This window comes from Wenzhouxiangella limi (assembly GCF_010499265.1).
Lineage (GTDB): Bacteria > Pseudomonadota > Gammaproteobacteria > Xanthomonadales > Wenzhouxiangellaceae > Wenzhouxiangella > Wenzhouxiangella limi.
In genome coordinates this window covers 40,884-57,500 of sequence record NZ_JAAGSC010000023.1, presented here as the reverse complement: position 1 = coordinate 57,500, position 16,617 = coordinate 40,884, and the positions used below count along the sequence as shown (strand labels likewise).

General features: G+C 62.6%; 10 protein-coding genes and 2 rRNA genes (1 of these 12 cut by a window edge). 9 read left to right on the top strand and 3 right to left on the bottom strand.

Features of this window, described 5'->3' with window-relative positions; genetic code table 11:
- Both G3I74_RS00400 and rrf read left to right on the top strand, forming a co-directional pair.
- Positions 1-1,423 (top strand): 23S ribosomal RNA (locus G3I74_RS00400); it begins 1,460 nt to the left of the window's first position.
- 166 nt (positions 1,424-1,589) lie between these two features.
- Positions 1,590-1,703, top strand: a 5S ribosomal RNA gene (rrf, locus tag G3I74_RS00395).
- A gap of 294 nt (positions 1,704-1,997) precedes the next feature.
- Here the strand turns inward: rrf and G3I74_RS00390 are convergent.
- The gene (locus G3I74_RS00390; protein ID WP_164208867.1) at positions 1,998-3,269 is read right to left on the bottom strand and encodes a dicarboxylate/amino acid:cation symporter; all 1,272 of its coding nucleotides are present in this window, start codon (positions 3,267-3,269) and stop codon (positions 1,998-2,000) included.
- A 163-nt stretch (positions 3,270-3,432) separates the two neighbouring features.
- Between G3I74_RS00390 and G3I74_RS00385 the strand changes: the two genes are divergently transcribed.
- The 3 genes from G3I74_RS00385 to G3I74_RS00375 all read left to right on the top strand — a co-directional run bounded on the left by G3I74_RS00385 (position 3,433) and on the right by G3I74_RS00375 (position 6,400).
- A complete protein-coding gene (locus G3I74_RS00385) occupies positions 3,433-5,124 on the top strand; it encodes a glutamine--tRNA ligase/YqeY domain fusion protein (RefSeq protein ID WP_164208864.1) in 1,692 nt (563 codons plus the stop codon).
- A gap of 155 nt (positions 5,125-5,279) precedes the next feature.
- The gene (locus G3I74_RS00380; protein WP_164208863.1) at positions 5,280-5,738 is read left to right on the top strand and encodes a bactofilin family protein; all 459 of its coding nucleotides are present in this window, start codon (positions 5,280-5,282) and stop codon (positions 5,736-5,738) included.
- 101 nt (positions 5,739-5,839) lie between these two features.
- On the top strand, positions 5,840-6,400 hold the full coding sequence (locus tag G3I74_RS00375) for a hypothetical protein (RefSeq protein WP_164208860.1): 561 nt from the start codon (positions 5,840-5,842) through the stop codon (positions 6,398-6,400).
- Here G3I74_RS00375 and G3I74_RS00370 read toward each other — a convergent pair.
- Positions 6,375-8,819: a heavy metal translocating P-type ATPase gene (locus G3I74_RS00370; RefSeq protein WP_164208857.1), complete on the bottom strand. Its 2,445-nt coding sequence runs from the start codon at positions 8,817-8,819 to the stop codon at positions 6,375-6,377. The genes G3I74_RS00375 and G3I74_RS00370 overlap by 26 nt on opposite strands.
- A gap of 100 nt (positions 8,820-8,919) precedes the next feature.
- The gene (locus G3I74_RS00365) at positions 8,920-9,318 is read right to left on the bottom strand and encodes a hypothetical protein (RefSeq protein ID WP_164208854.1); all 399 of its coding nucleotides are present in this window, start codon (positions 9,316-9,318) and stop codon (positions 8,920-8,922) included.
- Positions 9,319-9,480: 162 nt separating this feature from the next.
- Here G3I74_RS00365 and G3I74_RS00360 point away from each other — a divergent pair, with 162 nt between their 5' ends.
- From G3I74_RS00360 to G3I74_RS00345, 4 genes are all read left to right on the top strand, one after another.
- Positions 9,481-10,191: a TetR/AcrR family transcriptional regulator gene (locus G3I74_RS00360; RefSeq protein ID WP_164208850.1), complete on the top strand. Its 711-nt coding sequence runs from the start codon at positions 9,481-9,483 to the stop codon at positions 10,189-10,191.
- A complete protein-coding gene (locus tag G3I74_RS00355; RefSeq protein WP_164208847.1) occupies positions 10,188-11,309 on the top strand; it encodes an efflux RND transporter periplasmic adaptor subunit in 1,122 nt (373 codons plus the stop codon). Before G3I74_RS00360 ends, G3I74_RS00355 begins: the two co-directional genes overlap by 4 nt.
- 17 nt (positions 11,310-11,326) lie before the next feature.
- Positions 11,327-14,440: an efflux RND transporter permease subunit gene (locus G3I74_RS00350; RefSeq protein WP_164208844.1), complete on the top strand. Its 3,114-nt coding sequence runs from the start codon at positions 11,327-11,329 to the stop codon at positions 14,438-14,440.
- Between the two features lie 94 nt (positions 14,441-14,534).
- Positions 14,535-16,601, top strand: a complete 2,067-nt coding sequence (locus G3I74_RS00345) for a TonB-dependent receptor domain-containing protein (RefSeq protein WP_164208841.1) — start codon at positions 14,535-14,537, stop codon at positions 16,599-16,601.
- The last annotated feature ends 16 nt before the right edge of the window (positions 16,602-16,617 follow it).

Genomic DNA, 16,617 nt, shown 5'->3' with positions numbered 1-16,617 from the left:
AGGTTCCTTAGGCAAATCCGGGGAATCAATACCGAGGCGTGATGGGGAGTGCCCATGTGGCGCGAAGGGATTGATGCCATGCTTCCAGGAAAATCTTCTAAGCTTCAGGTAACACTTGACCGTACCGTAAACCGACACAGGTAGGCAGGGTGAGAATCCCAAGGCGCTTGAGAGAACTCGGGTGAAGGAACTAGGCAAAATGGTACCGTAACTTCGGGAGAAGGTACGCCTCTGGCGGTGATGAGACTTGCTCTCTGAGCTTCTGGAGGCCGCAGTGACCAGGTGGCTGCGACTGTTTATTAAAAACACAGCACTCTGCAAACACGTAAGTGGACGTATAGGGTGTGACGCCTGCCCGGTGCCGGAAGGTTAAGTGATGGGGTTAGCGCAAGCGAAGCTCTTGATCGAAGCCCCGGTAAACGGCGGCCGTAACTATAACGGTCCTAAGGTAGCGAAATTCCTTGTCGGGTAAGTTCCGACCTGCACGAATGGCGTAACGATGGCCACACTGTCTCCACCCGAGACTCAGTGAAATTGAAATTGCGGTGAAGATGCCGTATACCCGCGGCTAGACGGAAAGACCCCGTGAACCTTTACTATAGCTTCACATTGAACTTCGGTTATTCCTGTGTAGGATAGGTGGGAGGCTTTGAAGCGTGGACGCTAGTCTGCGTGGAGCCAACCTTGAAATACCACCCTGGTGTAATTGGAGTTCTAACTCAGGACCGTTATCCGGTTCGAGGACAATGTGTGGTGGGTAGTTTGACTGGGGCGGTCTCCTCCCAAAGAGTAACGGAGGAGCACGAAGGTACCCTCAGCACGGTCGGACATCGTGCGGTGAGTGCAAAGGCACAAGGGTGCTTGACTGCGAGATCGACGGATCGAGCAGGTACGAAAGTAGGTCTTAGTGATCCGGTGGTTCTGTATGGAAGGGCCATCGCTCAACGGATAAAAGGTACTCCGGGGATAACAGGCTGATACCGCCCAAGAGTTCATATCGACGGCGGTGTTTGGCACCTCGATGTCGGCTCATCACATCCTGGGGCTGTAGCCGGTCCCAAGGGTATGGCTGTTCGCCATTTAAAGTGGTACGCGAGCTGGGTTTAGAACGTCGTGAGACAGTTCGGTCCCTATCTGCCGTGGGCGTTTGAGACTTGAGGGAAGCTGCTCCTAGTACGAGAGGACCGGAGTGGACGATCCGCTGGTGTTCCGGTTGTATCGCCAGATGCATTGCCGGGTAGCTATGATCGGAAGGGATAACCGCTGAAAGCATCTAAGCGGGAAGCCCCTCCCAAGATGAGGTCTCACCGAGGACTTGATCCTCCTGAAGGGCCCTGGAAGACGACCAGGTTGATAGGCTGGGTGTGGAAGTGCAGTAATGTACGAAGCTAACCAGTACTAATTGCCCGTGAGGCTTGGTCATATAACACCAAAGCCAATTGCGCTGAAATATTTTGTGACACGACCGTGTCAAGACGCTCAAGAACAGACTTCGCGCTCCCTGCCCATGATGGTGTGCAGGGGGTCCCGGCTTAGTGCCGGGATCAACGGCGCCCCGGCCAGACTGGGCCGGTGCACAGTTGAGTTTGCCTGGTGGCAATAGCGGCATGGAACCACCCGACCCCATACCGAACTCGGAAGTGAAACGTGCCAGCGCCGATGGTAGTGCGGTTCGTCCGTGCGAGAGTAGGTCACTGCCAGGCATTTACACCAGAAGCCCCGGTGCTCGTTTCGAGTACCGGGGCTTCGCTTTTTCTGGGTGCTGGCTTCAGCCACCTGGCAGATGACCAACGGTCACGCGTTTAACGGCACTCCGGCCGCGCTTCTTTCGCTTCGCGAAAACCGCACGCCCTGCGTTGCCTACGCTGCCAGGCATTTACACCGAAAGCCCCGGTGCTCGTTGCGAGCGCCGGGGTTTTTTTTGGTCTATGTTGGGCGGTTCGCAGGCCATGTCGTTCTGCGCGGCTGCGCTCTAACTGCGTTGCCGTTGACCGTATTCAGCGGCCATCCTTCTCGTTGAAAAGGCTACGGTCCAGTTCCCCTTCCGAATCGGCAACGACCACGGTCACCATGGCGTCGCCCGTGACGTTGACCGCAGTCCGCGTCATGTCGAGCAGGCGGTCCACGCCTAGTATCAGCGCAATGCCTTCGGCCGGCAGCCCGACCTGGGCCAGAACCCCGGCAAGCAAGATGAGCCCCACACCGGGGACCCCGGCAGCGCCGACCGAAGCGATGATGACCATGACCACGATCATCAGGTACTGGGTCACGGACAGATCAACCGCGAAATACTGCGCGATAAACCCGGCTGCAATTCCCTGCATGATCGCGGTGCCGTCCATGTTGATCGTCGCCCCCAGCGGAACGGTGAACGACGCCACCTTGTTATCGGCGCCAAGCCGGTGCTCGACCGTTTTCAGGGTGACCGGGATCGTGGCCCCGCTGGATGCGGTCGAAAAGGCAAAGGCCAGCACGGCTCGCATCTTGGAAAAAAAGATTCGGGGGCTCAGGCCGGTCAGCGTGCGCAGCAGAAGCGAATAGGTGACGGTAGCGTGCAACACCAGGATAAACAGGACCAGCAAGACGTATTTCAATACCCCGAAAAACGTCGACAGGCCCGTTGTCGCACCCAGTGAGGCGATCAGGGCGAAAACCCCGTAGGGCGCTAACAGCATCACGAAGCCAACCAGGCGCATCACCACGACGTTGAAGTCGGCGAAAAACTGGCCGACACGCTCGCCCGGCTTGCCCGCCAGAGCGATAGACAGGCCGATCAGTACGGCAAAAACGATGATCGGCAGCATGTCACCGTTTGCCATCGCCTCGACCGGATTGCGCGGCACCATGTCGGTGAGCACCTCGCCGAAGGAGGGCTGCACGGAAATTTCCCGCTCCACCGTCTGTTCAGGGCTGGCGCCGACGCCCGGCTTGACGATGACAGCCGCGGCCAGAGCCAGACTGATCGCGATGCCGGTGGTCAGCATGTAAAGCGCCACCGCCTTGCCGCCAACGCGACCCAGCTTCTTCGGGTCGCTGAGCGCACTGACCCCGGTGATCAGGGAGACGAACACCAGCGGGACGACCAGCATACTCAGGAACCGTACAAAGATTTCTCCGACTACGCCCAGCAAGCCGTCGATGAGAAAGGACTGCGCCCAGGCCTGATCGGCCACGGTCAGATTGATGAGAACGCCAAAAACCAGTCCAAGCCCCATCCCGAACAGGATGCGGTTGGAGAGCTTGCGATGATCGAAGTTGTCGTCGGTCATTATGCGGGGTTGCTCATGGCAGCTGATCAACTGCAGAGGGTAGCGCAGCTAACGACAATGATCCAGAAACAATGCGCTCGCCCAATCGACCCGCCTTGTGTCCCCAGCCGCCCGCAGGCCTTACAATCTGTCGATCGAATCCTTACGGTAGACTTGCCCCTAAATGACTGCTCCCGAATCCACGTCAGCGCCAGCTCACTTCATCCGTACCCGGATTGCCCGTGAGTTCGAAGCCGGTCTTCACCAGCGTGTGGTGACCCGGTTTCCGCCGGAGCCCAACGGCTACCTGCACATCGGCCACGCCAAGTCCATCGTTTTGAACTTCGCCATGCCGGACGAGTTCGGCGGCTACACGAACCTGCGCTTTGACGACACCAACCCGGTGCGCGAAGAGCAGCGTTTCATCGACTCGATCAAAGAAGATGTTAAATGGCTGGGCTACCGCTGGGAAAACGAGTGCTACGCCTCCGATTATTTTGAAACTCTCTACGGCTACGCTTTGTCTCTGATCGACAACGGTCTGGCCTACGTGGACGAGCAGGACGCCGAAACCATTCGCGCCCAGCGCGGCACGCTGACCGAGCCGGGCACAGACAGTCCCTGCCGTAACCGGCCCAGCGCGGAGAGCCGGCGCCTGTTCGAGGGCATGCGGGCCGGCGAATTTCCCGATGGGGCCATGGTCCTGCGCGCCCGAATCGATATGGCCGCCCCCAATATCAATCTACGCGACCCGGTTCTGTACCGGATCCGCCGCGAGCACCATCACCGCACCGGCGACGATTGGTGCATCTATCCCAGCTACGATTTCGCCCACGGTCAGTCTGACGCCATCGAGCACATCACCCACTCGCTGTGCACGCTGGAATTCGAGGACCACCGCCCGCTCTACGACTGGCTGATCGAACATCTGCCGGTGCCGTCGCGGCCGGTCCAGATCGAGTTCGCGCGCCTGAACATGGACTTTACCGTCATGTCCAAGCGCCGCCTTACCCGGCTGGTCGATGAAGGCCATGTCCATGGCTGGGACGATCCGCGCATGCCGACCATCGCCGGGCTCAGGCGGCGCGGATTCACCCCCGAATCCATACGGTCTTTCTGTACCGAGATCGGGGTGACCAAGTCTGAAAGCATCATTCCCTTCGGCGTCCTGGAGCGGAACCTGCGCGATGACCTGAACGCCCGGGCGCATCGGCGCATGGCGGTGCTTCGTCCCCTGAAAGTGGTGCTGAGCAACTTTCCCGAAGGCGAGACTGAGTGGATCGAGGCGGCCAACCATCCGCAGGATCCGGAGCAGGGCTCGCGTCGGTTGCCGCTCACCCGAGAAATCTACATCGAGCGTGACGACTTCATGGAAGACGCGCCAAAGAAATTCTTCCGGCTCAAGCCGGATGGCGAGGTCCGCCTGCGCAATGCGTTCATCATTCGCTGCCAAGAAGTCATCAAGGATGATGAAGGCACCGTCGTCGAATTGCGCTGCACTTTCGACCCCGAAACCCGCTCCGGCCAGCCCGGCTCCAACCGCAAGGTCAAGGGCACGATTCACTGGGTATCGGCCGCGCACGCGATCCGGGCCGAAGTCCGACTCTACGACCGACTTTTCAACGTCCCCCATCCGGCCGGGGACCGAGACGCCGATTTTCTCGAGCATCTCAATCCCGAGTCGCTCGAAGTCCTCAGAGACGCCCGGCTTGAGCCCGGCCTGGCACCGGCAAAGGTCGGGTCATACTTCCAGTTCGAACGGCTGGGCTATTTCGTCCCGGATGTCGACACCGCGCCTGAATCCCCCGTCTTCAATCGGGCCGTGACGCTTCGCGATACCTGGGCGCGGCTTGAAAAAGAGCTGGCCGGACGGTAACCGCGTCCCGGTTTGGGTTAGAGTGTGGCCAGAACGCGCCCATGACCGGGCCATCAACGGATTGAAGAGGTCCCAGCATGTTCAACAAACGAGAGTCGTCCTCCCCGCCGCAGGAGTCGAGTCCGCAGCCAAAGCCAGAACAGGAGCGTCCCAGCATGAGCGAACAGCAGCACCGCGGGGCCGTGATCGGTCCCTCTATCCAGATCGACGGCACCCTCAAGGGTGACGAGGATCTGCTGATCCAGGGCAAGGTCGAAGGCACCATCGAACTGAAGAAAAACAGCGTCACGGTCGGTGAATCCGGCGAAGTCAAGGCCGATATCTTTGCCCATTCCATCGTCGTCGAAGGACAGGTGGAAGGCAAGATTGTCGGGTCGGAGCGCCTCGTGATGCGCAAGACGGCGCGTGTTCGTGGCACTTTGATTGCACCACGGGTCATGCTTGAAGATGGCGCTCGCTTTAACGGGACCATCGACATGGACCCGGAGGCGGAGGCCATCAAATCCGCTTTTGCCGGTCAGTCCACGAAACCGAACCCGCCTCAGGCGCAACCATCCACAGCCAGCGCACCCAAATCCGGCTCATCTCCTGCCGGCAGTGCAGACCGCAGCTGAGCGGGCCGTTCCGGCGTTGTCGGTATCGCGTCGACGCCGTTCGCGCTGCATGTCGGGCTTGACGTATGCGGGAGGAGCATAAAGCGGGTCTTGGAGCACCCTTGTTCGAACAGGCCGTCTCCGGCCTTGACCTTGAACAGCGGGTGGTCGTGCTTGATCTTGGCACTATCCGGTCCGGTACGGTGGACTTGTTTGCTCCCTACCGCTGTCGTCTGGACATCATTGATCTGCCGAACACTCTGCCCGCCCTGGCCGCGATGGAAGACCACGACGAACGCCGGGCCTGCCTGAGCAAGCTGTTTGATGCTCACGCGCGCGAGCCGCTGGACCTGATTTTATGCTGGAATTTACTGAACTACCTGGGTCGCGATGAGATCCATCAGCTGATCGAGCTGCTTGCACCTCGTTTCCAGACCACGACCCGATTGCACGCGATGATGGAGTATGCCTCACCGCTGATGCCCGCCACGCCGGGCCATTGGATTCCGGATGCCAACGCCCGGCTGCACGCCAGCCAGGTCGACGAGGAGCAGATAGAATCGCCGCGCTACAAGCCCAAAGAACTCGAGCGCATCATGCCCCAGCTTGCACCCGAGCGCACGGTGCTGCTAGGCAACGGATTGCAGGAATACCTGTTCAGGCCGAAGCCGGCTCAATCGTGATCCGCTTCAGGCGCAGCGCGTTGCCGACCACGAACAGGCTGGAGCAGGCCATCGCCACGGCCGCCAGCATGGGCGAGAGCAGCCACCCGAACGCCGGGTAGAGTGCTCCGGCAGCAATTGGGATCAGGGCCGTGTTGTAGGCAAAGGCCCAGAACAGGTTCTGTCCGATATTGCGCAGCGTGGCCCGCGACAGGGCAATCGCTGCCGGGACCTTGCCCAGGTCGCCCGACATGAGAACCACATCGGCCGATTCGATCGCCACGTCGGTGCCGGTTCCGATGGCGATGCCGACGTCGGCCTCGGCCAGGGCGGGCGCGTCGTTGATGCCGTCGCCGACGAAGGCCACCCTGCCGTGCTCGCGGGCCAGCGCCTGAACGGCCTCGACCTTGCCTTCGGGCAGCACTTCGGCGATCACCGTATCGATACCGAGCTCATCGGCGATGGCCTTGGCGGTCCGCTGCCGATCGCCGCTGATCATGACCACTTCAAGGCCCAGCGCGTGCAAGGCCTGGATGGCTTGCGGGGTGCTGTCCTTGATCGGGTCGGCGATCCCCAGCAGACCGGCCAGTTTGCCGTCCACGGCCACCAGCACCGGCGTCCGCGCCCTGCCCGAAAGCTCGTCGACGGCCTCGACCGCGGCGTCCGTGGCGACGCCAGCCTCGGCCAGCCAGTCCAGGGTCCCGACATGCACGCGTTGTTCGGCCACGGTGGCAGCAATTCCCTTGCCCGAAGCCGAACTGAAATCCTCGGCCCTGGACAGTTCGATGCCGCGTTCGCGGGCGCTCGCGATGACGGCCCGAGCCAGCGGATGCTCGGAGTCCTGTTCGGCCGACGCTGCCAGCGCCAGGACTTGTTCTTCGTCCCAGGCGCCGAGGGGCGCAATATCGGTCAGCGCCGGACGGCCCTCGGTCAGGGTGCCGGTCTTGTCGAGGGCGACCACGTCGATGCTCTTGAGCAACTGCAGTGCATCGCCGCCGCGGAAGAGGATGCCCTGTTCGGCGCCGCGACCGGTGCCGACCATGATCGAAGTCGGCGTGGCCAGGCCCATGGCGCACGGACAGGCGATGATGAGCACGGCGACCGCGTTGACCAGGGCAAAGCTCAGCGCCGGTTCCGGGCCGAACAGCAGCCAGACCACCGCCGTGATCGCGGCGATGCTCATGACCGCGGGGACGAACCAGGCGGTGACCCGGTCGACCAGTGCCTGGATCGGGAGCTTGGCGCCTTGCGCCTTCTGGACCATGCGCACGATCTGGGCCAGCACCGCGTCGGCCCCCAGGTCGGTTGCCTCGATGACCAGCAAGCCATCCTGGTTGACGGTGCCGCCCACGACCTTGTGGCCGGCTTTTCGGCGAACCGGTTCCGGTTCCCCGGTGAGCATCGACTCATCGACGTGCGAATCGCCGTCGACGACCTGGCCGTCGACGGGGACGGTTTCACCGGGACGGACCCGGACCCGGTCTCCGCGCTCGACCTGCTCGATCGCGATTTCCGTGGTCGCGCCGTTTCTTTCCACCCTTGCTGTACGGGCCTGAAGGTTCAGCAGACGCTCGATGGCCTGGCCCGTGCGGCCCTTGGCGCGAGCCTCCAGCAGCCTGCCGAGCAGGATCAGGGTGACGATCACGGCGGCCGGCTCGTAGTACACGTTCGCCGTCCCTTCGGGCATGAGGCCGGGCGCGAAGGTGGCCACGACGGAATACGTCCAGGCCGCGCCGGTGCCCAGCGCGACCAGCGAGTTCATGTCCGGATGTCCGCGCAACAGGTTGGGGATGCCGATGCGATAAAACATCAGGCCCGGCCCGAACAGGATGATACTGGTCAGCACGAACAAAGCGGTGTGCAGCGTGAAAGTGCCCAGCGAGTCGTGCAGCCAGTGGTGCAGGGCGGGAATGAAATGTCCGCCCATTTCCACGGCAAATACCGGCACCGTCAGCACCAGTGCCAGCCAGAAGCGCTTCTTGAGACCGCGCGCTTCGGCCTCGCGGCGATCTTCGCGATCATGGCCGGTGGTGTCGGGCAGTTCAGCGCTGTAGCCGGCCGCCTCGACCGCCTCTTCCAGCCTTGCCGACGAGACTTGCCCGCTGATAACCTCGACCCGGGCCTCGGCGCTGGCCAGGTTGACCTGGGCCGACAGCACGCCCGGCACACCCTGAAGCGCTTTTTCTACGCGCCCGACGCAGGATGCACAGTGCATGCCCTCGATGCCGATCACGATTTCGTCCAGGTGGACCGGAAATCCGGCCGAGCGAAGGCGTTCCAGCAGATCGGGCAGGGGGCGCTCGCCGGGCCACTCAAGATCAACCGCCTTGCCGGCCAGATCGACCTGGACCTCCTTGGCGGGAGTGTCATCCAGGGCCGACTGCAGCCGACGGACGCAGCTGGCGCAGTGCAGGTTGTCGACGGCGAGGTTCAGGTGCATGGTGTCTTCAAGATCCGGTTGAAAAAAGATCGTCAGACTGTACCAGACCGCCCCACCCCGTCAGGAGTTCACAACCAACCGCCCTGCGCCCACGCTGCGGTTAAAGATAAAGCGTCGTGGTCTGCTGTCGGACCGGCTGCTGCTCGCGCTTTCCGCCGTGCGGACAGCGCTTCTGAGCCGAATCGATATGCTCCAGCTGCTCTTCGGTCAGGACGTCCCGGATTTCGGCTCGCAGCGCCAGGCGCAACTCGCGCGCCCGCTGCAGGGTCTCCGGGTCGTGTCCACTATCGTCGACCGACCAGTCCAGGTCCTTGATTTTTTCGTGGAAGGCACCGCGCAGGTTGGCAATCTGATCGCGCTGCGCCCCGCTCAGGGCGAGACCGCCAGGCTCCGGATTCGACCAGCCTGGCTTGGCCGCGATGGGAGAAGAAAACACCAGCGCCAGAACGGCCAGCGAGCCGGCCACAAGAAGAACGTTGAGAATATGCGCCTTTTTCATCTTGCATCTCCTGTCATTGCTCGGACCCCAATGCTAAAAGCGCCCACGTGATTAGCCTGTCAGAGCCCAACGTGCGATGCGGTGACAGCGAATTCACGGTTTGCCAACGCGTCGTGCTGTGAACTTCGTTCATAATACGCACTGGTAAGCAGGTTCGAGCCCATGGGAACACGCGAACGCCGTCAGCGCGAGCTGGAAGCGCGAGAACAACTCTTTCTGGAAACGGCCAGGCGGCTGATTCGCGAGGAAGGCCTGCTGACGCTGCAGATGGCGCGCCTGGCGCGGGCCTGCGATTATGCGACCGGCACGCTGTACCAGCACTTTGCCTCCAAGGAAGACCTGCTGGTGGCGCTGGCCACGCAGCGGCTTCGCGAGCACTGTGAGTTGTTTCGGCGGGTGGCGGCGTGGTCGGCCGGGACCCGCGAGCGCATGTTCGCGCTGACTGTGGCTGATGAATATTTCAGCCGGCGCCATCCAACCTATTCGAAGCTGATGCAGTACGTTTTCACCGAGGTGGTCTGGGAGACGGCGACGCCGGAGCGACGCGAACGCCTCACCGCCGAGCTTGCCCCGGCCGTGGCCGCCATCACCGGCGTGGTCGAGGAGGCCATTGAGCGCGGTGAGGTCGACGCCGGCGCCTTGAGCGCCCAGGAACTGATGCTTGGGCCCTGGGCGGTCTGTCACGGTATGCAGTCGCTGCTGCAGACGCGCGGCATGCTCAGTCAGCTGGCGATGGCCGCGCCGCGCCGGACGATCTACGTGCACGCCCAGGTGTTGCTCAACGGCATGAACTGGCGGCCGCTGGCCGATATTGGCGACGAGGCGGCATTGAACGCTGCAGTGGAACGCATCGAGCGGGAGTTACTGGCATGAATAAGCGGATGTTTCTGATGCTGGTCGCGGTCGTCGTGCTGTTCGGCGGTATCTTCGGCTACAAGGCCTTCGTCGATCGCATGATCACCGATGCCTTCGATAACATGGGCCCCGAAACCGTCACGATCACCGCAAGCCGGGTCCGTTCCGAGGAATGGACGCCACGCGTTGAAGCCGTGGGAACGTTCAACCCGGTCCGCGGCGCCGAGCTGAGCCTGGAGAGAGGTGGCATCGTGCGCGAGGTTTCGTTCGACAACGGGCAGACCGTCGAGCCTGGTCAGCGCCTGCTTTCGCTCGATATTCGAGTCGACGAAGCTGAACTGGCGCAACTGGAAGCATCGCAGCGTCTGGCCGAAATGGAACTGGAGCGCCAGCAGAGCCTGTACGAGCAGCGGTCGATCTCCAAAGCGGTTCTGGATCGGGCCGCCACCGAAGCCGATCAGGCGCGGGCCGCCGTGGCCGCGCGCCAGGCCATGATCGATCAGAAAATCCTGCGCGCACCTTTTGCCGGCCGTCTCGGCATCCGCCAGGTCAACCCGGGGCAGTTCCTTTCTCCCGGGACGCCCATCGTAAGTCTGCAGTCACTGAACCCGATCTTTTTCGACTTTACCCTGCCGCAGCGCCGGCTGCCGCTGCTCGATACTGGCGCGGTGCTTGAGGCCCGCGTAGACGCGTTTCCCGAGCAGACCTTTCGTGGCCAGATCACCGCGCTCGAACCGCGCCTGGACGCCTCGACCCGCACGATCCGCGTGCAGGCGACCTTCGACAACGCCGATGAGCTGCTGCGCCCGGGCATGTTCGCCCGCGCCGAGCTCGACCTTGGCGAGGCCGAAGACGTGCTGGTCCTGCCGCGGACTGCGATTCGCGCCTCGACCTACGGCGATTCGGTCTTCGTGATCGAAGGCGATGGCGAGGATGATCTGAAGGTCGTGCAGCGCTTCGTTCGCACCGGCACCTCGCGCGGTGATCTTGTGGCCATCCTCGATGGCGTGGAAGAAGGTGTCCGCGTTGCCTCATCGGGCCTGCTGAAGCTGCAGAACGACACCCCGGTGCGCATCGATGAAGACGAATCCGTCCAACCCAGCGAAGACCCGGATCCGCGTCCGGACAACGCCTGACCGGATCCGCGAACCTTATGCGCTTTACCGACGTCTTCATCAACAAGCCGGTGCTGGCCATCGTCGTCAGCCTGTTCATCCTGCTGCTGGGGCTGCGCGCGATCTTCGATCTCAACGTGCGCCAGTTTCCGGAGATCCAGAACGCGGTGGTCACCGTCAGCACCACCTACATTGGTGCCGACGCCAACCTTGTCCAGGGCTTCATCACCACACCGCTGGAACGCGAGGTGGCCCAGGCCGAGGGCATCGACTACCTGGTCTCGACTTCGGTTCCCGGCGTGTCGGTCATCCAGGCGTATCTGCGCCTGGACGCCAATCCCAACGACGCCTTGACCGAGATCGCCGCCAAGGTCAACAAGCTGCGCTCCGAGTTGCCGGATCAGGCCGAGGATTCGGTTGTGGAGCTGTCGGTGGGCGAGCAGGTGGCGGCCATGTACCTGTCGTTTTACAGCGATCTTCTCGACGACAGCGAGATCACCGACTACCTGGTCCGCGAAGTCGAGCCGCAGCTGGCCACCATCCCCGGTGTGCAGCAGGCCGAAATTCTCGGTGCCGGCACCTTTGCCATGCGCATCTGGCTGGACCCGGAGCGCATGGCCGCCCAGGACGTCACCGGCCTGGACGTGCGCCGTGCGTTGCAGGCCAACAACGTCTTATCGGCGGTGGGCCGCACCCGCGGCCAGATGGTCACCATCAACCTGACCGCCGATACCGACCTGCAGTCGGCCGAGGAATTCCGCCGCCTGGTGGTTCGCGGCGAGAGTGGCTCGCTGGTTCGGCTTGAAGACATTGCCGAGGTCGAACTCGGCCCGGAAAGTTTCGATGCCTCGGTCACCTACAACGGCCTCGATGCGGTCTTCATCGGCGTGGAAATCTCGCCCGATGCCAATGCCCTCGATGTCATCGGCGAGGTTCGCGAGGTCTGGGACGAGCTGATCATTCCGCGCCTTCCCGAGGGGCTGGAGGCAACCATTTCCTATGACTCGGCCGAATACATCGAAAGTGCCATCGACGAGGTGATTTTCACCATCTTCCTGGCCCTGGTCATCGTCGTGCTGGTGATCTATGCCTTCCTCGGCTCGGCCCGCAGCGCCATCATTCCGGCCCTGTCGGTGCCGCTGTCGCTGATCGGCACGTTTTTCCTGATGCTGCTGATGGGCTTTTCGATCAACCTGCTCACCCTGCTGGCCATGGTGCTGGCCATCGGGATCGTGGTCGATGATGCCATCATCATGCTGGAAAACATCGAGCGCCAAATGGAAAACGGCAAGTCGCGAATCGACGCCGCGATCGCTGGCGCGCGCCAGCTGGCGTGGCCGATCGTTGCGATGTCGACCACGCTGATTGCGGTCTTCTTGCCGATCGGGTTCGTCGGCGGGCTGACCGGCACCCTGTTCATCGAGTTTGCCTTCACCCTGGCGGCCACGGTCGTTCTATCGGGGGTGGTCGCGCTGACCCTTGCGCCGATGATGTGCTCGCGCGTGCTGCGCTCGCGCCGGCGCGAGGCGCGGCCGAAGTTTGCCGCCTGGCTCGATCGGCGCTTCGAGCGCCTGCGCGATGGCTTTCGGTCCCATCTGCACGGCTGGCTGGACAACCGCCACGTGCTGGCAACCTTCGGCCTGATCGTGCTGGCCTCGTGCTATTTCCTGTTCGTCACCAGTGAGACCGAGCTTGAGCCGCCCGAGGATTCGGGCTTCATGTTCTCGATCCTGGAGGCCGACCCTTTTGCCACGCTCGACTACCTCGAGCGCAATACGCGCCAGCTCAACGAACTGGGTGAAAAAACCGAGGCGATCGAGGGCATCTTCCTGATCAACGGCTTCGGCGGCGGCCAGATCGGGGCCACCAACCAGGCCATTTCGGGCATCGTCCTCAAGCCCTGGGACGAGCGCGATGTCGGCACCCACCAACTGCTGGAAGAAACCGTCCAGCCGTTCGTCGGGCGAATCCCCGGTCTGCAGTCTTTTGTTGTGGTGCCGCCGGATCTGCCTTCGCCCGGCGGTGGCGGACCACCGGTGGAGTTCGTGATCGGTTCGACCGACTCCTTCGAGAACCTGGAAGATTTTGCCGATCAGCTGATGGAAAAAGCCATGGAATCCGGCCGCTTCATCTTCGTCAACTCCGATCTCGACATCGACCAACCGCAGCAGGATATCCAGATCGATCGCGATCAGGCTGCGCTGATGGGGGTGGACATGGCGCAGGTCTCGGGCGACCTGGCGACCATGCTGTCGGGCGGTTTCGTCGGCCGTTTCGCCATGGACAACCGGTCCTATCGCGTCATCCCCCAGGTCGAGCGCGCCGAGCGCCTGACCCCGCAACAGGTCGGGGATTTCTATACCCGCAACCGCGACGGCGAGCTGGTCCGCATGGCCGGGCTGATCGATCTGGAGCCCTCGGTCCAGCCGCAGCAGCTCAAGCGCTTTCAGCAGCTCAATGCGGTCACCATCACCGGCGTGCCGCGACCCAACGTCAGCCTGGGCGAGGCCCTGGGCATTCTCGAAGACGCGGCCGCCGAGATCCTGCCGCGCACCTACAGCGTGGACTACGCCGGCCAGAGCCGCCAGTTCAAGACCGAAGGGCAGCAGCTGGTGATCACTTTCTTCTTTGCCCTGATCGTGATCTTCCTGGTGCTGGCCGCCCAGTTCGAGTCCTTCCGCGATTCGGTCATCATGCTGGTCACGGTGCCGATGAGCATCGCCGGTGCACTGATCTTCGTCTCGCTGGGTCTGACCAGCCTGAACATCTACACCCAGGTGGGCTTACTGACCCTGATCGGGCTGATCGCCAAACACGGCATCCTGATCGTGGAGTTCGCCAACCAGCTCCAGGACGAAGGCAAGAGCAAGCGCGAGGCCATCGAAGAAGCGACCTCCATCCGCCTGCGCCCGATCCTGATGACCACGGCCGCGACGGTCCTGGCGATGATCCCGTTGCTGATCGCTGCCGGTCCGGGTGCCGGTTCGCGTTTCGCCATCGGCTTGGTGATTGCCTCGGGCATGACCATCGGTACCGCGTTTACCCTGTTGGTTGTGCCCGCCATCTACCTGTATCTGGCGCGGGATCGGTCGGCCGGCGAGCAGGCTGCTGATGACGGTCAAGAGGCAAAGGCGGATCCGGTGACTGGTTGATGCCAAGGGGCCGGCCGGCTTTAGGCAGCCAACATTCGGCGTCTATCAGGCTTATGATTTTGCGGTTTAAAGCCGAGGTGAGAGCACTCTTGTAATGAAGGGATCTGTATTCGCTTGCTTTCTGATTGCGCTTGCGGTCCAGGGCGCCAATGCGATCGAGGCAGCACCATCCGATGGTCCGGACAACCGGGGTTCCAGCGAAGACACCGTGGTTTATCCGGCCTCGTTCTTCAGCGGTTACCAGCCGGTCAGTGCGCGCGACATGGTCGAGCAGGTACCGGGCTTCCAGATCAGCGACGGCGGTCGCAGTCGCGGATTCGGTGGGGCCGGTGGCAACGTCCTGATCAACGGCGAGCGGCCGAGCAGCAAACAGGATTCGGTGTCGAGCCTGCTGACGCGTGTTCCCGCTTCGCGCGTTCAGAGAATCGAGCTGATCCGCGGCAACACCGGCCGGTTCGACGCCAGTGGCCAGGCGGTATTGGTCAACGTGGTCGTCGACAACTCTCAGCGTGCCTGGACCTGGAGCACCACCGTCGAGCAGGACCTCGACAGCGGCGGTCCCACCCCTGGCGGCAGGCTTTCCATGCTCGACCGGTCCGGCAAAACGACCTGGGGCGCGGGGGTGTCGGTCAGCACATCGTTTGTCGGCAACACCATGGTTGAGCGACTGCTGGTGGCCGGGACCGAAGCCGAACGACGCGATGAGTTCGAGCGAAGGCGGAGCCAGAGGCTGCAACTCAACGCCAACAGCGCATCGACCCTCGGCGGCGCGACGCTGCGTCTGAACAGCGAGATCGTTTATCGCGCGTCCGATTTTCTGGAACGGTCGACACGCACGCCGCTTTTCGAACGCGATGGCACGTTCAACCTCAATCAGCAAGCCGATGACACCAGGTTCGAGATCGAACTGGGTGGCGATCTCGAGTGGCGCCCGGCACCGCTGTGGGAGGTCAAGCTGATCGGCCTGCACAACAGCGAGATCGTCGACGATGAAAATCGCGAAATCCTGATCTTTTCTCCGCTGCCACCGGATCTTCGGCGCCAGTCGAATCGCGACACCCGCCAGAGCGAGTCGATCGGCCGCGTCGAGCTCGACTGGACGGCAAACGCCGCTCACCTGGTGGAGTTCGACGTTGAAACGGCGCTCAATACGCTCGACAACGCGCTGGTGCTGCGGGTTGGTGCGGACGGTGAACTCGAGCCGGTGGACGTGCCGGGAGCGAACAACCGGGTCGAGGAACTGCGCGCCGATCTCCAGTTGCGCGATACCTGGCAGCTCGGCCATTTCAGCCTGGAGTCGGCCATGGGAGCCGAACTGTCGAGCATCAGCCAGACCGGCGTCGATGCCCCGGATCGGGAGTTCTTCTTTCTCAAGCCGTCGCTTACCCTGGTGCATGCGCCGAACGAGCGCATGCTGAATCGAATACAGTTCGGTCGCGAGATTGCCCAGCTGAACTTCGCCGACTTCATCAGTTCGGCGAACTTCTTTGACGACGACATCGAGCGCGGCAATCCGGGGTTGGAACCTCAGCAGACCTGGGCTGCCGAGATTTCGACCGAGCGCAGGTTCGGCGCGGTTGGCGTGGTCAAGATGAGCGTCTTCCACGACTGGGTTCGGGACGTGCAGGACCGGCTGCCGATTGACGACCGCTTCGAGGTGCCGGGCAATATCGGCAACGGCCGGCGCTGGGGCGTGCGCGCGGAAGGAACATTTGCGCTGGATCACATCGGCCTCGACCAGGCGCGGCTCGACCTCGAGGCACGCTGGCAGGACTCGGCCGTGACCGACCCGGTCACCGGCCTGACGCGAAGATTTTCCGGCCAGCGGCGCTACGTGCTCGAGGGCGAACTACGCCAGGACCTGGTCGATGCCGGCTGGGCCTGGGGCATCGAATCCGACTACGTCGACCGGGCGGTTGGGTTCGAGCTCGATGAACTCGATATCGACGAGCGCGGCGTGGACCTGGAGGCCTTCATCGAGACCACGCGCTATTTCGGCGTCAAGATGGAGCTCCTGATCCAGAACATCCTGGACCGGCGCTTTCTTCGCGACCGAACCGTTTTCAACGGCCCGCGTGGCTCCAGCGAGGCGGCTTTTCGCGAAGTCCGCGATCTCCGGCGAGGCCGCTCGGTGCTGCTGACCGTGGGAGGCGCATTCTAGACGCCGGTGCAGTCCG

What these genes read in the sequence shown, in the direction of transcription:
- G3I74_RS00350 (WP_164208844.1), top strand. Translation starts at nt 11,327, where the DNA reads ATGCGCTTTACCGACGTCTTCATCAACAAGCCGGTGCTGGCCATCGTC.
- G3I74_RS00365 (WP_164208854.1), bottom strand. Translation starts at nt 9,318, where the DNA reads ATGAAAAAGGCGCATATTCTCAACGTTCTTCTTGTGGCCGGCTCGCTG.
- G3I74_RS00360 (WP_164208850.1), top strand. Translation starts at nt 9,481, where the DNA reads ATGGGAACACGCGAACGCCGTCAGCGCGAGCTGGAAGCGCGAGAACAA.
- G3I74_RS00345 (WP_164208841.1), top strand. Translation starts at nt 14,535, where the DNA reads ATGAAGGGATCTGTATTCGCTTGCTTTCTGATTGCGCTTGCGGTCCAG.
- G3I74_RS00390 (WP_164208867.1), bottom strand. Translation starts at nt 3,269, where the DNA reads ATGACCGACGACAACTTCGATCATCGCAAGCTCTCCAACCGCATCCTG.
- G3I74_RS00385 (WP_164208864.1), top strand. Translation starts at nt 3,433, where the DNA reads ATGACTGCTCCCGAATCCACGTCAGCGCCAGCTCACTTCATCCGTACC.
- G3I74_RS00370 (WP_164208857.1), bottom strand. Translation starts at nt 8,819, where the DNA reads ATGCACCTGAACCTCGCCGTCGACAACCTGCACTGCGCCAGCTGCGTC.
- G3I74_RS00380 (WP_164208863.1), top strand. Translation starts at nt 5,280, where the DNA reads ATGAGCGAACAGCAGCACCGCGGGGCCGTGATCGGTCCCTCTATCCAG.
- G3I74_RS00355 (WP_164208847.1), top strand. Translation starts at nt 10,188, where the DNA reads ATGAATAAGCGGATGTTTCTGATGCTGGTCGCGGTCGTCGTGCTGTTC.